11 protein-coding genes are annotated in these 15288 nt (G+C 61.0%); 4 read left to right on the top strand and 7 right to left on the bottom strand.

Annotation, left to right across the window (positions count from 1 at the left end):
- The first annotated feature begins 54 nt into the window (after positions 1-54).
- Entirely contained in the window at positions 55-2097 is a 2043-nt protein-coding gene (uvrB, locus tag VKT51_11715) for an excinuclease ABC subunit UvrB (protein ID HLJ84832.1), read from the top strand.
- Positions 2098-2121: 24 nt separating this feature from the next.
- Here uvrB and VKT51_11720 read toward each other — a convergent pair whose 3' ends face one another.
- Entirely contained in the window at positions 2122-2658 is a 537-nt protein-coding gene (locus VKT51_11720) for a Uma2 family endonuclease (protein HLJ84833.1), read from the bottom strand.
- An 89-nt stretch (positions 2659-2747) separates the two neighbouring features.
- On the opposite strand from VKT51_11720, the gene VKT51_11725 reads away from it, so the two are divergent.
- Positions 2748-3791, top strand: coding sequence for a patatin-like phospholipase family protein (locus VKT51_11725; protein HLJ84834.1), 1044 nt, complete (start codon positions 2748-2750; stop codon positions 3789-3791).
- 75 nt (positions 3792-3866) lie between these two features.
- Here VKT51_11725 and VKT51_11730 read toward each other — a convergent pair whose 3' ends face one another.
- The 6 genes from VKT51_11730 to VKT51_11755 form a co-directional block, all read right to left on the bottom strand.
- Positions 3867-5027 (bottom strand): hypothetical protein, encoded by a 1161-nt coding sequence (locus VKT51_11730; protein HLJ84835.1) that lies wholly within the window; start codon positions 5025-5027, stop codon positions 3867-3869.
- A gap of 236 nt (positions 5028-5263) precedes the next feature.
- Positions 5264-6475, bottom strand: coding sequence for a choice-of-anchor tandem repeat GloVer-containing protein (locus tag VKT51_11735; protein HLJ84836.1), 1212 nt, complete (start codon positions 6473-6475; stop codon positions 5264-5266).
- Between the two features lie 105 nt (positions 6476-6580).
- Positions 6581-7615, bottom strand: a complete 1035-nt coding sequence (locus tag VKT51_11740) for an NHL repeat-containing protein (GenBank protein ID HLJ84837.1) — start codon at positions 7613-7615, stop codon at positions 6581-6583.
- Between the two features lie 103 nt (positions 7616-7718).
- Complete coding sequence (locus tag VKT51_11745; GenBank protein ID HLJ84838.1) at positions 7719-9320, bottom strand: DHA2 family efflux MFS transporter permease subunit; 1602 nt, start codon at positions 9318-9320, stop codon at positions 7719-7721.
- A complete protein-coding gene (locus VKT51_11750) occupies positions 9321-12461 on the bottom strand; it encodes a multidrug efflux RND transporter permease subunit (GenBank protein ID HLJ84839.1) in 3141 nt (1046 codons plus the stop codon).
- 3 nt (positions 12462-12464) lie between these two features.
- Entirely contained in the window at positions 12465-13802 is a 1338-nt protein-coding gene (locus VKT51_11755; protein HLJ84840.1) for an efflux RND transporter periplasmic adaptor subunit, read from the bottom strand.
- A 140-nt stretch (positions 13803-13942) separates the two neighbouring features.
- Between VKT51_11755 and VKT51_11760 the strand changes: the two genes are divergently transcribed.
- Together VKT51_11760 and VKT51_11765 are read left to right on the top strand one after the other, a co-directional pair.
- Entirely contained in the window at positions 13943-14653 is a 711-nt protein-coding gene (locus VKT51_11760; protein ID HLJ84841.1) for an HAD family hydrolase, read from the top strand.
- A gap of 111 nt (positions 14654-14764) precedes the next feature.
- Entirely contained in the window at positions 14765-15181 is a 417-nt protein-coding gene (locus VKT51_11765) for a DUF1036 domain-containing protein (GenBank protein HLJ84842.1), read from the top strand.
- Positions 15182-15288 lie beyond the last annotated feature (107 nt).

A 15288-nucleotide genomic window follows, 5' to 3' on the forward strand; every position in this document is an offset into this window, starting at 1 on the left:
GCATGGACTTCTACGAAGCCTTCCAGCAAACCCCTGGCGATGGAGCGCCGCGCTGTGCCGAAATTCGAAGTCGTTTCCCCATTTTCTCCCTCCGGAGACCAACCGCAGGCGATAGCCAGTCTCGCCGACGGGATTCGCCGCGGCGACCGCGCGCAGACGCTGCTGGGCGTGACCGGCAGCGGCAAGACCGCGACGATGGCATGGACGGTCGAAGCGGTCCAAAAACCAACGCTCGTGCTCTGCCACAACAAGACGCTGGCGGCGCAGTTATGCGGCGAATTCAAGGAATTCTTCCCGAAAAATGCAGTCGAATATTTCGTCTCCTACTTCGACTACTATCAGCCCGAGGCGTACATCCCGTCGTCCGACACATACATCGAGAAGGACTCGTCCATAAACGATGAGATCGAGCGGCTGCGGCACTCCGCAACGCAGTCGCTGCTGACGCGCCCCGACACGCTCATCGTCGCGTCCGTCTCCTGCATCTTCGGTTTGGGATCGCCGTCGGACTATATGGAGATGTCGCTTAGCGTGCGCCGCGGCCAAGAGTTCGATCGAGACAAGCTCTTGCGCAAGCTCGTGGACATGCAGTATACGCGCAATGACATCGCGATGGTGCGCGGCACCTTCCGCGTGCGGGGCGACGTGCTCGAATTCGTCGCGGTTGACGACGAGATCGTGACGCGCCTGGATTTCTTCGGCGATCAGGTCGAGAGCATCACACGGATCAACCAAGTCACCGGCGAGCTCATCGAAGAGGTCGACAGCCTGACGATTTTTCCCGCCAAGCATTTCATCACGCCTGAAGAGAAATTGCGGCGTGCGTGCCTTTCGATCCAAGAAGAGCTGGACGACCGCCTGGCGTTCTTCAAACGCGAAGGCCGATTGCTCGAAGCGCAGCGCCTCGAGATGCGCACGCGCAACGATCTGGACAGCCTGCGCGAACTGGGCTACTGCAACGGCATCGAAAATTATTCGCGCCATCTGACGGGTCGCGCACCAGGTCAGACTCCGTTCTGCTTGCTGGATTTCTTTCCCGACGACTGGCTGCTGTTCGTGGACGAATCGCACGTCACGCTGCCGCAAGTGCACGGCATGTATCAGGGCGATCGTTCGCGCAAAGAGGCGCTCGTGGAGTTTGGTTTCCGGCTTCCGTCGGCGCTCGACAACCGGCCGCTCACGTTTGACGAGTTCGACAAACACCTCAACCAGGTCGTGTATGTCTCGGCGACGCCCGGAAAATACGAGCGGACGAACGCCTCGCAGATCGTCGAACAGATCATCAGACCCACCGGCTTGGTCGATCCGCAGATCGTGCGACGGCCGACGGCCGGCCAAGTGGACGATTTGATGGAAGAAGTGCGCACCCGCGCGGAGGCCGGTGAGCGAACGCTCGTCACAACACTGACGAAGAAGATGGCCGAGGATCTCACGGACTATCTGCTCGAGGCGAACGTCCGCGCACGCTATCTGCACTCGGAGATCGAAACGCTCGAACGCATCGCGATCCTGCGCGACTTGCGGTTGGGTGAATTCGACTGCCTCGTCGGCATCAATCTCTTGCGCGAAGGCCTGGACCTGCCGGAAGTCTCGCTGGTCGCTATCCTCGACGCCGATAAAGAAGGCTACTTGCGTTCTGAGACGTCGCTCATCCAGACGATCGGGCGCGCGGCGCGCAACGTCAGCGGCATGGTGTTGATGTACGCGGATAATGTGACGGCATCGATGGAGCGCGCGATGTCCGAGACCGAACGGCGGCGAGCCAGACAAGTCGCCTATAACACCGAGCACGGGATCGATCCGCAGTCCATCCGTAAGTCGGTGCGCGACATCTTGACCGCGGCGTATGAGTCGTCGGAGACGAAGTCGCGGCGGGTGCTCAAAGACGTGCCGCGCGACGTGCTCATGGCGACCATCACCAAACTCGACCGCGAGATGCGCGAGGCTGCCGCGAAGCTGGAATTCGAGAAGGCTGCCGCACTGCGCGACGAGCTATGGGAATTGCGCAAGCAGCTTCCGGACGGCGGCGACTCCACGCTCTCGAAGAAAGCGCCCACGATCTTCGGCCAGAAGGTGCGCGAAGCAGCCCTGTTCTGACGGCCTAAATCTCAAACGGCGGAACTACTTCGGTTGCGGCGGCGTGAACAGGTCTATCACGGACATGCTGAAGCCCGGCAGACTCTCGTGCTGGAACACATCGGAGCGAGCGAGCCGCTGTGTTCCCGTGCTCTTGCGAATCGTCACGGTCTGCTCGGCTGTGTCCACAAGCACGACCGCTTGCGCGCCGGCGGCGAGATAGACGCGTACTTTCTCTTCAACGTCCTTCGAACGATCGTCGGGGGAGAGGATCTCCACCGCCAAGTCGGGCGCAACGCGAGGAACTTCGGTCTCCAATTGCACCAGGTATGGCAAGCGCGCATACGACAAGAACGCGACGTCCGGTACGAGCGGCCGCCGCTCCTCACCTGGCGGCGCGACCTGGAATCGCCACTCCGTGCCCACCATGCCGGCGCCAGTGGTGCGAGCCCACGTGCCGAGCGCTATGGCAAAGCCCGTCTGCGCGAGCGCGTGCTTGCGCTGCGGGCTCACCTTTTGAACGGCTCGGCCATTGATCCATTCGAGCGCCGGTTTGGTCTCCGGCAAAATGATTTCGCGCATTGCCATGAACTCACTCGAAGTATATCATGGTGGTGCGCCGACCCGTCAATAATTCTTCTAGAACACGAGCATCGAAAGGCGAATCAGCGATGAGAGCGTTGGTATTGAGCGGCGGCGGGGCGCGCGGCGCGTACGAAGCCGGCGTCGTCACGTCGCTCTGCAAGGCGAAGCAATTCGACATCGTGTGCGGCACCTCGATCGGAGCGATCAACGCATCGCTCGTCGCACAGGGCGACATCGATGCGCTCGGCCGCCTATGGCATGGTATCGCAGCGCGCGATATCATCCGCTATATCCCGCAAGTCGACATCCTGAAGAACATGGTCGCTATCGCCGGCGCCGTTGGTGCGGACAACGCGTTCAAGAAAATCGGCGACCTCTTGCACTTGTGGCACGACTATCGCGCACTTGGTGCGCCAGCAAATCTCATGGGGTTGCGGGGTGCGGTCAGCTCCGACCCCGTCATCCAGATCCTACAGGATTGTCTGGATTGGCAAAAACTCCAAGCATCGCCGACGACGCTTGTCGTCACCGGAACCAACCTGACGCGCGGCACGACCGAAGGATTCTTTCGCTTTCATACAAGCCGCGCGGCGATCGAAGCGACGTTCGCCGACAAGGCTGGGGCCACACGGTTCCCTCTCGCCGCCGAGACGTACAACAGTGCGGTCCGCGCATCCGCCGCGATTCCGGGCGCGTTCACCCCAGTCAACTTTGCGCCGGCGGGCTCGATCGCATTCGACTACGTGGATGGCGGCGTCGCGAACAACACGCCGATCGGGCTTGCGGTGGACGCCGGGGCCACGGACGTCACGGTCGTCTTCATGGATCCGTCCGATGACAAGCCGCGCCAGCAGTCGGCGAACAACCTCGCGCAGATCGCGTTTGCGAGCTACGACGTCATGCAGCAGAAGATCCTCGAAGACGACCTCAAGCTTGCGTGCACCGTGAACGATCTCGATGCGACGACGCGCGGCGCGAAGCATAAGATCGTCATCGATCTTTGGAGCGTGCGGCCGAAAGAGCCGCTCGGGCTCTCCGTGTTGGGATTCAACGAGCAAGCTGCGCTGGACGCGGCATTCGCACAGGGTTTGCAGGACGGTCAATCACCGCAACGCGTGACGTTCCCGTAAAAAGAGAGGGGCCGACGCAAGGTCGACCCCTCGTTTCGGGTTCCGTCGTAGGGCAAGCAATGCTTGCCCTCGCGCCTAGAGTCTCGGTAGTTGCGGGGGAACCCGCTTGCGGACCGGGATCTTCATATGCACGAGATGCGCATCTGGTCCGGTTCTGCCCGACGCCAGCGCCATGCGCGCTCCGGCTGTGCCGAGCGCCGGCGCGTAGATGTGGTAGTCGAAGCTCAGCGAGTTGCGGCCGCCCTGCACTTCGCGCACGACGAAGTAGCCCGGAGCTTTGCTTGCGACGTAGAGCCCGCGAGTGTCGCCATCCGGCGTCAGCATGACATGATACGCCGAACGGAGATCGATCGTCTGAGCGAACGTCGAGTCGAGACGAACGATAGCTTGACCGTTCACGAGCTGACCCGTGCCGTTATCCTCAATCGTCGGCGATGTCGTCTTGGAGCCATACGCGTTCACCGTTTGGCCGCCGCGGGTCGGAGTGAACGTGTTGAGCGAGCCATGGTAGAAGACGTTGCCGGCGCAATCGACGAAGAACACATCGTTCGCATTTTGATCCGTGAGGACGAGAGGATACGTCTTGCTGGTCGAGCAGCTCGAAGCATCCGAGCGGCCGATCATACCGATGTATTGGCCCTCGATGTCGGAACCGCGTCCTCCGGAAGCCGGATTGCGACCTTGGATCGCTTGCAAACCTGCCGCATCCGCTGCGGCATCTAATGCATCACCGGTGCCGGCGAGCGCGTACATCGCAGTATTCCCGGTATATGAGATCCCGAGAACGCCATAGCCTTGACCGGACGACGTCCCCACGACGCCGTCGAAAGCGCTGCCGCCGTCGGCGTCAGCATAGATCGCATCGCTGCCGAAGCTGATCGCATAGACACCGTATCCGCCGGCATCGCTGCCGAATTGACCGCCATTACCCGACTGGCTATTGCCGTCGACACCCGGCCCGCTCGTTGACTGGCCGTAGACGCCGAAGCCCTTGTTCGCGACACCTTCGAGGCCGAAACCCTTGCCGGTCTTGCCTTCCAGACCTGGGCCGGCGCCGTTGTTGTTGTACTGCTGACAGGGCGACATACTCGTGCACGTCACGATGCTGAACGGCCCTAACTTGACTGCATCGCCGTTTGCGAGCGCCGGCCCCAAGGCCAATCCGCCCGCGAGAATGCCGGCAGACGCCGTCACGGCGGCGACCGCTAATAGCGTCCGCCAAGATTTCGATTGCATGAAATTCCCCTCCGACAATTGAGTAGCGATAGACTTGACCGGCGCCCTGTTTCTCACGCGCACGACCAACCGGGCTTAGTTTACATCGCAGGCGTCCGCGTAGCATCCCGGCCAAGTCCCCGCGGCGAAATAATGATAAGAAAGACCCACCGACTGCACGGTCCCTTAGCATCGGGCCAACCGGTCGGTGGGTAGTCTAGACGGCAATCAGTGGACGGGAGACGGACCCTCCCTCGTTAGTCGGCCTTTGAAAAAGAATGCAACACCGTAAGCGCGCCGTTCTCCGTTAATTTGAAGATCGTACCGTAACCGAATTGACCGCCGGTAAACGTCGTGCCGTAGAGATTCCCATCGCTTCCCAATGTCAAAGGTGCTAGCACGGTGTAACCTTCGGAGGATGAAAACGAGTGGATTGTTGTCGCGATCTGGGTTGACGGATTGTACTTGTAGACATAGCCCAAGCCGAACGTACCGCCGAAGCACGTCGCACCGTATACATATCCATCATTGCCAAACATCGGCCCGGAGCAAGCGCCGGATTGGTGGGGCGGGGGCGCAAATATTAGGAGCGCGGTGAACAAGTTTGAGTACTGAAACGCGAAGAGATTACCGTCTTGATAGCCGCCTAGTCCGCTTACATTACCGTATACCACGTCATTGGCGGGCGCGAGCCAGCCCACGGGCGATTGATTGGCGAGCATGCTCGACCCCGAGAAGTTGTAAACAACCGACTCAGTAGGTTGAGATCCCTGATGAAATTGCAATTCATACAACGTTCCATAGCCGAATCCACCACCACTCTGTGTCGTACCAATGAGTGTTCCCGATGTAGGATCTATCACTACAAGCGGTGAGTTCGGATGCGAGCCGTCGCCGCTTGACCCGAACGTGTGCAGCGTGGTCAGCGTGCCGAAAAAATCTAAGCTATAGATCGTCTGGCTTCCGCCTATCAATCCCGTTGTACCATAGAGTGTTCGCAATCCGCCCTGACCGAATCCGTAGTAAAGTCCGCCGCTCGGATGGCATCCCTCGCCTGAACCAAATTGGTGAAGCGTCGATAGCGTGGTGCCGTCGAACCCGAACACTGTGCCGCAGCTCAGCGTCAGGTTGCCGCCTGATGAGGTGATGCCGTATAAGTTACCGTCCGGACCAAGCATGATGTCTTGCGGGTTAGTGCCGTTACCAACGTTGCCGGCGCCTCCGAAGTTGTATTCCAAGGCAAACGATCCAGCAGCGGTGACCCGAAATATAGATCCATAGCCGAACGCTCCGCGCGTCGGGATCGTACCGTAGAAAACGCCAGGCGATCCTTCGAACAACGGCGATGCCTGTGTCCCCTGCTGTAATGCGCCCATGCTCGCTTGCGGAGAAGCGAGAGAACACAATGAAAGAATCGAGAGCGCCAAAGCTAGTCGCTTATGTCGAATACTCGGATCGGAGTGCTGCATGATGCCGCCCCTATTCGTCAGGTTGCAAATAAGAAAGCCAACCACGGCGCGAGCTTGAGCTCGCGGCCTTGATCGGCCTTCGAGGCGCCTTGGCGTTGCCCTTGATTAATGCAACGCGATACCCGCTGGGCGGATGAGAAAGCTGTTGCCCCCGCCCAATGTTGCGCCTGGAAACGAAGCGTTGGTGTAGCCGGGTCCGTAAATCGTGATATAGCCGAATTGATTGCCTACGAAGCCTGAATTCGCCACAAACAGTGTGCCGAGGGAGTTCACCGCGATGCCAGATGGGTTGTAAAGATTGGGATTCGGCGACCCGATGCCGAGTCCGCGCGTTTGCGTAGGGCGGTTTGTGCCATTCAGTGCGGTGTATTCTCGAACCGTGGCATCGAAGTCGCATGAGACATAGATATGACCGGCAGCGTCGAGCGAGATGCCGTCGGGTTGGTTGCAGTTGCCGCCAAAAAAGACATAAGGCGCGACGTTGCCGGTTGCGCCCGGCGCGTAGATCGTGATCGTGTTGCTGTTAATGTTCGTCACATAGACGTAACCATTGGCGTCGACGGCGAGGTACTGCGGCTGGTTCAAAAGCGTGGTCGCCCCGGCGATCGTGGCAATCGGGGCCTGATTGCCGGTGGGATTCGGGCCGTATTCGACGACGCTGTTCGAACTAAAATTCGCCACCCATATGTGCTGGGATGAATCGATCCAGATACCGACCGGCGTGGATAGCCCCGTCGCATTTCCGATAACCGTGTTGATCGGCGCCTGGTTTCCGTTCGCACCCGGCGGGTACTCCGTGATGCTACTCGTATTGCTGTTCGTCACCCAGATATTCCCCGCATTATCCACGGCGACGCCCTGTGGAACGGAAAGACCGGTCGACGTTCCAATGATCTGCTGCGACGGCAACTGTCCGCCCTTGGCCGACTGCGGAAAAACGAGTACTTGGTCGATTTCCTGAACTCCAGATTCATTGCTCGCATCCGTGATATACATCGAACCATTGCTCGGCGGCGGCGTTGGTCCGATGGGAATACCACCCCCGCCGGATCCGCCGCAGCCCGCGAACAATGCGCACGCAGCGGCGATGGATGCAGCCGACATAACCGATGACGTGCGAGAGGAAGTCTTACTGATCATTGCACTCCTCGACAGTCGCCCTCATTTTCAAGCATCATACTCCAGACAAGCGTCCGCTTGATGAGAAGGGGGTAAAAAGTAGCGTTCCCATGTCGTATTGTCTTCAATCCGGCGCTATCACCTGTTGCGCTGAAGGACCGCTGCGAACCTTAGGATTTGCCAAGAGCAGCAGCGCGAGCAACGACACGAAGAACAGCACGCCCGAGATCCTAAATAGGTTTTCATAGGCGATCGCGTTCGCATCGAGTTGCGTCATCTGCGCGATTTGCGCAAGAGCTAAAGCATGCGCTTGCACAGCGCCGTAACCGTGTTGTTCGAAAAATGCCTGCAGTTGTGCGAGCGTCTGCCCGACGACCGCTCTTCCGGTGTTGACGCCCGATGATAGTCCTGCATACACCGACGCCGTATCCGACTGCAAGTACGTCGTCAGCGCCGCGATGCCCAGACTCCCGCCGAGCTGACGGACGAGAGTGAGCAGGCCGGACGCGCTCGCCGTCTGATCGAGCGGCACGGACGACATGGTGACGACCGTGAGCGGAACGAAAAGCAGACCGATCCCGAATCCTTGCGCGGCGCGCGGCCAGAAGAGATCCCAGTAGCCCGCATTTTGGTAGAGATAGCCCATCACCCACGAACCGATGCCGAACACGATCAAGCCGGCAGCCATGAGCACGCGCGCGTCGATGCGCGACGAGAGCCTGCCTACGACCACCATGCTCAAAGCCGTCGCGACCGCTCCCGGCAGCAGTGCGACGCCCGTCTGCCACGCATCCCAACCCAAAAGCGTCTGCATGAACAACGGCAGGACGAGGCTCAGTCCGAAAAGTCCGAAGCCGGAGACGATGCTGATCACGTTGCCCGCGGCGAACGATCGATTCTTGAATATGCGCAAGTCCACGAGCGGATACCGGGTCATGATCTCGCGCGCGATGAACGTGATGAGCCCTCCGACCGCGGTGATGCTCAAGATCACGATCGTCGGCGAGTTGAACCAGTCGTCGTGCTGACCGCGCTCGAGCACGTATTGAAGCGAGCCGAGTCCGAGCACCATTGAGCCGAGACCGATGTAATCGAACGAACCTGCGGGCTTCACCCGGTACGGCGGATCTTCGATGTATGCGAGCGTCATCAAGAACGCGATGATGCCGAGCGGGATGTTGATGAAGAAGATCAGCGGCCAATCATAGTTGGCGACGAGGTATCCGCCGAGCAGCGGTCCGATCGCGGGCCCGGCCATCGCCGCCATGCCGAAGATCGCCATCGCCTTGCCGCGCTGATCGCGGGGGAATGATTCGAACATAATGGCCTGCGCGGTCGGCTGAAGCGCCCCGCCGCCGAAGCCCTGAACGATCCTATAGAAGACGAGCTGCCAGATGTTCGTCGCCGTGCCGCATAGCAGCGACGCGAGCGTGAAGATCGCGACGCAGATCGCATAGAAGCGCTTGCGTCCGAGCGCCGCCGTCAACCAGCCGTTGAGCGGCATGACGATGAGCGCGGACAGGATATAGCCGGTCGCGACCCATGCCACTTCGTCGATGGACGCGCCGAGATTGCCGGCGATTTTGTCGAGCGCGACATTGACGATCGTCGAGTCGATGATCGCCATGATCACGCCGAGCATGACAGTCGCGGAGACGAGCGCGAGCGAACGCGGCGCGATCTCCACGTGAGAAGGCGCGCCGGCCGCCGTCGTCTGTGCGGGCACTTAGTCCGAGGTTTGCTCTGCCCGACGAGCGCGACGCTCGCGGAATCGGTCTTCGGCTCCCGCGATGATCATGTAGAGCAACGGTATGATCACGAGGTTCAGCAGCGTTGAGACGAGCATGCCGCCGACGACAGCCGTGCCGAGTGAATGCCTGCTGTTCTGACCCGCGCCGCTCGCGAACACGAGCGGCATGATGCCGAAGATGAAGGCGAATGACGTCATCAAGATCGGGCGCAACCGGGTTTGCGCCGCTTGCAACGCGGCCTGGGCGACCGGTACGCCCTGATTTCTCAAGAGATTCCCGAACTGCACGATGAGAATCGCGTTCTTGCTTGCAAGGCCGACGAGCATCACAAGACCGACCTGGCAGAAGATGTCGTTCTGCGTGCCTCGCAAGTAGACCGCGCCAAGCGCACCCAGGATCGCAAGCGGCACGGCCATGATGATGATCAGCGGATCCACGAGGCTCTCGTACTGCGCCGCGAGCACGAGGAATACGAACACCACGGCCAGACCGAAGATGACGATGGTGACGCTGCCCGCTTCGATCTGGTCGAGCGACGTGCCGGTCCAATCGTACGTCATGCCTTTGGGAAGTATCTGGCCCAGCAGCTTCTGCATCTCTTCGATGGCCTGACCGGACGAGACGCCGGGGCCCGGACTTCCGTTGAATTCGATCGAGCGGAAGAGATTGTAATGATAGATGGCCGGAGGCCCGAGCGTGCGCTGCACCGTCATGAACGAGCTCAGCGGCACCATGGCGTTTGCATCGTTTTTCACGTAGTAGTTGTTGAGGTTCTCGATTCTCGACCGATACGGCGCATCCGCCTGCACGTACACGCGATACGATTTGTTCTGATAATTGAAATCGTTGACATAGTCGGAGCCGAGCAACACTTGCAGCGTGTCGAACACGTCGCTGAGCTTCACGTGCAGCGCCTGCACGGCGTCGCGATCGATGTTCAGCTCGAGCTGCGGGCTGTCGGCGCGGAAGGTCGTGAAGACGGAGCTCAGTATCGGGGTTTTGGCAGGCGACAGGTCGGTGTTGGCAATGTACTCGATCTTGCCCGCCGTCTGCGCGAGCGCCGGGATGCCGAGGTTGCCCTGATCTTCCACCTCTAAGTCGAAGCCGCCGATGCTGCCGGCGCCTTGAATCGCGGGCGGATTGAACGCGTACACCGACGCCCCGGTGATCCCGAACAGTTTGCCGCTGAGCCGCCCGATGATCGCCTGCGCCGATTGATTCGAAGCGCGCCGGTCGGACCACGGCTTGAACTTGCCGAACATGATGCCGTTGTTCGAGCCGGACCCGAAGAACGAGAAGCCCGAGACGCTGAACACGTCCGTGACGTCCGGTTCAGTTTTCAAGACGCCGTAGGCTTGCGCCATGATCTTGTCCGTGTACTCGAGCGGCGACCCCGGCGGACCTTGCGCGACGACGATGAAGTAGCCTTGATCCTCGTCGGGTATGAATCCGGTGGGAACGATCTTGAACATGAAGACCGTGGCGACCAGAAGCACGACGAAGACGCACAGCACCCACGCGCGCTGGCGGACGATGCCCGGCAGCAGACGCTTATAGAAATCGCGGACACGCTGTATGAATCCGCCGACCGCGCGCATGAAGGCGTTGTGGCTCGGCGCTTCACCTTCGAGCAGCACGGCTGCGAGCGCGGGGGCGAGCGTCAATGCTGTGAAGGCTGAGATGGTGATCGTCGACGCGATCGTCAGCGCGAACTGCTTGTAAAGCTCGCCCGTCGTTCCGGGGAAGAACGCCACCGGCACGAACACGGCGAGCAGCACGAGCGACGTCGCGATGACTGCGCTCGCGATCTCGGCCATGGCGAGCGGCGCAGCCTCCTTCGCCGATTTCTTGTGCTCGTGGATGTAACGGACGATGTTCTCGACGACGACGATCGCGTCGTCCACGACCAATGCGGTCGCGAGCGTCAGGCCGAAGAGCGTGAGCGTGTTTATCGAGAAATTGAAGGCCTTGAGCAACGCGAACGTGCCGAGCAGCGAAACGGGAATCGTGCATGCCGGGATGAGCGTGGCGCGCCAATCCTGTAAGAAGAGGAAGATCACGAGCACGACGAGTGAGATCGCGAGCGCCAACGTCTGCAGCACTTCATGGATGGATTCGTTGACGAAGGTCGTCGCATCGAAAGCTACGTTATAGTGGACGCCCGGCGGGAAATCTTTCGCAAGCCGCGCCATCGCGTCGTTGACGCCCTGCGAGACCGTTAGCGAGTTCGCGTTCGCGAGCTGCAGGATTCCGATGCCGATCGCCGTCTTGCCGTCGAACTTCAGATTCGTGGAATAATCCTGCGCGCCGAGATCCACGCGGCCCACGTCCGAGACGCGAACCAAGTAGCCGGCGCCGCTCTTGATGACGATGTTGGCGAATTCTTGCGGTGTGGTGAGACGGCCGGCGACCCGCACGTTGAGCGTGTACGGCTGTCCGGGCGGCGACGGCGCCGCGCCCACTTGTCCAGCCGCGACTTGGACGTTTTGCTCCGATAGCGCCGTCGTGACGTCGTCGGCCGTCAGGCCGTATGACTGCAGCTTGGCGGGATCGAGCCAGAGCCGCATCGCGTACTTGCGCTCGCCGAACACGAGGACGCTGCCGACGCCTTTCACGCGCTGCAGCGCTTCCGTGACGTAGCGGTCCGCGTAATTGCTCAAGAACAGGCTGTCGAGTTTCGGGTCGTCGGACGTGATCGCAAGCGCCATGACAAAAGACGACGAGTTCTTGTTCACGATGATGCCGGTCTGCTTGACCTGCGCCGGCAAGAGACCTTGCGCTTCGTTGACGCGCGTCTGCACGTCTTGCGCCGCTTTGTCCGGATCGCGGCCGAGGTCGAACGTGGCTGTGATCGAGCTCGCGCCGTCGGCGGTGCTGCTCGACGACATGTAGCGCATGCCCTCGGCGCCGTTGATGCTTGCCTCGAGCGGATTGGTGACCGAAGTCTCCACCGTCTCGGCGTTCGCGCCGATGTACTCCGACTGCACTGAGATCTGCGGCGGAGCGATGTTCGGATACTGCGCGACGGGCAGCGACGGGATCGAAAGCGCGCCAGCAAGCAAGATGACTGCCGAACACACCGATGCGAAGATCGGCCGGGTGATGAAGAATTGCATCGGCTAGTGCTGCCCGCCCGTCGGTTGACCGCTGCCTTGCGGCTTGCTGCTCTTCGCCTTGCCTCCCGGCGCGCTGCCCGCCGGCGGACCGCCTGTCGATCCGATCGGCTGGACCGGAGTCCCGGGCTGGAGCGTGACGGAGTGGTTTAGAATCGCCATCACGTTCGGCGCGAGTCCTTGACCGGTCACCTCGGTGAAGTCATCATTCTGAATGCCGATGTCGACCGGAAGCTGCTTCGCTACCCCCTTGTCGATGATGAACATGCCGTAGCCGGTGTCGGTCTGGAAAACGGAAGCCGTCGGCGCGAGAAGCACGCCCGTCTTGCGCGATTGCACGAACGATGCTTGCGCGACCATACCCGGTCGCAGGGCGAGATCCGGATTTGCGATACGGATACGCGCCGTGTACGATACCGTTCCCGGATCGGCCGCCATATTGAAGTAGGACACCGTGCCATGCCACGTGCGGCCCGGTATCGAGCTCACGCTGACTGTCACAGGCGTTCCGGCGCGCACATATGCCAGACTATTGCCGGAGACGTTTGCGTTGATATAGACCGAATCCAACTGGTTCACTTCCATGAGCGGCGAGCCCGGCGCGGCGAGCGCGCCCGGATCGACGGCGCGATAGACGATGACGCCGGAGAACGGCGCGCGCACGTTTGTCAGATCGATTTGGCTGAGGACGCCTTCCACGGCGGCGGATGCCGTGTCTACCGCGGCCTTGGCATTGCGCAGATCCGCCACGGCGGAGCTCGGGCCTTGCGGCGACAGGCTGGCGTTTGCGGCCGTCACTTGTGCGGAGCGAAGCGCGGCGTCGGCAGCCGCGGCGGCGGATTGGGCTTCATCCAGGGCCTGCTGTGAGACAAAACCTTGCTTGAATAGCGCGCGATCTCGCTGGTATGTCGAGTCGGCGGTCGCGGCGGCGCTTTGAGCCGATGCGAGACCGGCATTGGCACTCGACACGGTGCCGCTCGCGTTCGCCAGCACCGATGCGTAGTGCGCCTGGGCGGCCTCCAACTGCGCCTGGTTTTGACGCAACTCCGCTTGCAGGACGCTATCGTCGATTTTCACGAGGAGCTGACCTTGCGATACGTGCTGACCGATCTGGCCATTGACCAGCAACACGTTGCCGGACACGACCGATGACAGCGAAGCGATCTGCAGCGGCGCCACAGTCCCGACCACACGAAATGTCTGAGCGATATCGCCGCGTTTGATCGGGGCGGCAGCCACCGGAATCGAAAACGCGGCCCCGCCGCCGTAACCGCCCGCGCCGCCGCCGCGATGGCCGCAGCCCGACGCGGCGATCGTCGCGGCCAGTAGGAGGGCCGCACTCATAGGTCTCATCGCTATCTGATTCGCTCGCACTGATGTCGTCATGACGGCGCTATACTCGACGCGGGCGTCGAAGTCATTGTGCTTTTGCAGTCCCTTTGGTCAAGGGCCTTTGCGGCTTGCCGACGCATTGGTGGGACGGCATGTTGCGGGCAATTTTTTTCGATTTAGACGACACACTCGTGGATGACACGATCTCGACCGAGCATTGCGCCGAGCTCGTCGCGCAAGAACTTGCGGCGGACCGCGGCATCGCGCCCGCGGAACTTGCGAAAGCGTATCTCGATGCTGCGATCGCGTTTTGGGAGGGCCTAGGGCCGGGCGCCGGCCGCCCGCCCGAAGGCGGCATCAGACGAGCTATGTGGAGCCGCGCGCTTCAACACTTCGGGGTCGAGGATGCAGAGCTGGCCGCTGCGCTCGCTCGCCGATATGACATCATCCGCGCGGAGAGGGTTGAATATTTTCCCGATGCCGTACCCGTGTTGGCGCGTCTGCACAACCGCTACCGGCTTGCGATCATAACCAACGGATTCACCGAAACGCACAAAGCGCGCGTCGCGCCGCTCGAGTTGGGGCGCTTCTTCGATCACGTCGTCATGGCGGGCGACTTGGGATTCGTGAAGCCTGATCCGGCGGTCTTCCATCATGCGATGCGTCTGCTGGGCGTCACGGCGCAGGAAAGCGTGATGGTGGGCGATCGTTTCAATCGCGATGTCGAAGGCGCGCACGCAGCCGGCATGCGGGCGATCTGGGTCAACCCTCATGGCGAGCCCGCTCCTGCCGGAGCTCGGCCGGCGGAGGCGATCATCGCATCGATGCGTGAGCTGCCGCTAGCCCTCGAGCGCATCGCCTAACCGCGTTTCCTTTAAAAATCGCGTGCGCACGGTCACTCTTGGCGCGTCCGTGAAATTTGCGGTGCTGCGCCTAGTCGTATGATACGAACACACGACTGGGGAGGACCAAACATGTTCAAGCACATCGCCGTAGCCGCCGCCGGCGCGATCGCGTTCTTCGCTCTCACGGCGCTGCACCCGGCGCCTGCGCTCGCGAGCTTCCGCGTCTGCAATCAGTCCGGTGAAAAGATCGCCGTGGCGATCGCATACTATGGAAGCGATGAAGACGGCTGGGTCAGTGAGGGCTGGTGGAATCTCGCCGACGGCGACTGCGCCACGCCAATCGCGAAAGACCTCGACAATCGCTATTATTATCTCTTCGCCGACGGCGACCAGCACACGTGGACCGGCGACTACGATAACTGTGTCGATCCGAGCACTGCCTTCACGCTCAAACATGCCGACAGCGACTGCAACTTCTCGAAGAAATCGTTCTTCAAAGTTGACACCGGCGACACCAGCACGGACTATACGTACACCTTCCATTGATGTAGCGAAATCCCGACGGCCCCGACTTGAAAGCGGAAGGGGCCGACGTTAGTCGGCCCAAGCACTCGTAACGTGGGCCGACTGACGTCGGCCCCTTCGATTTGTTT

The organism is Candidatus Eremiobacteraceae bacterium, from assembly GCA_035295225.1.
Lineage (GTDB): Bacteria > Vulcanimicrobiota > Vulcanimicrobiia > Eremiobacterales > Eremiobacteraceae > JABCYQ01.

Excerpts from the sequence above, each read along its gene's own strand:
- VKT51_11720 (HLJ84833.1), bottom strand. The coding sequence starts at position 2,658 with ATGCGCGAAATCATTTTGCCGGAGACCAAACCGGCGCTCGAATGGATC.
- VKT51_11725 (HLJ84834.1), top strand. The coding sequence starts at position 2,748 with ATGAGAGCGTTGGTATTGAGCGGCGGCGGGGCGCGCGGCGCGTACGAA.
- VKT51_11730 (HLJ84835.1), bottom strand. The coding sequence starts at position 5,027 with ATGCAATCGAAATCTTGGCGGACGCTATTAGCGGTCGCCGCCGTGACG.
- VKT51_11735 (HLJ84836.1), bottom strand. The coding sequence starts at position 6,475 with ATGCAGCACTCCGATCCGAGTATTCGACATAAGCGACTAGCTTTGGCG.
- VKT51_11740 (HLJ84837.1), bottom strand. The coding sequence starts at position 7,615 with ATGATCAGTAAGACTTCCTCTCGCACGTCATCGGTTATGTCGGCTGCA.
- VKT51_11750 (HLJ84839.1), bottom strand. The coding sequence starts at position 12,461 with ATGCAATTCTTCATCACCCGGCCGATCTTCGCATCGGTGTGTTCGGCA.
- VKT51_11755 (HLJ84840.1), bottom strand. The coding sequence starts at position 13,802 with ATGAGTGCGGCCCTCCTACTGGCCGCGACGATCGCCGCGTCGGGCTGC.
- VKT51_11760 (HLJ84841.1), top strand. The coding sequence starts at position 13,943 with ATGTTGCGGGCAATTTTTTTCGATTTAGACGACACACTCGTGGATGAC.
- VKT51_11765 (HLJ84842.1), top strand. The coding sequence starts at position 14,765 with ATGTTCAAGCACATCGCCGTAGCCGCCGCCGGCGCGATCGCGTTCTTC.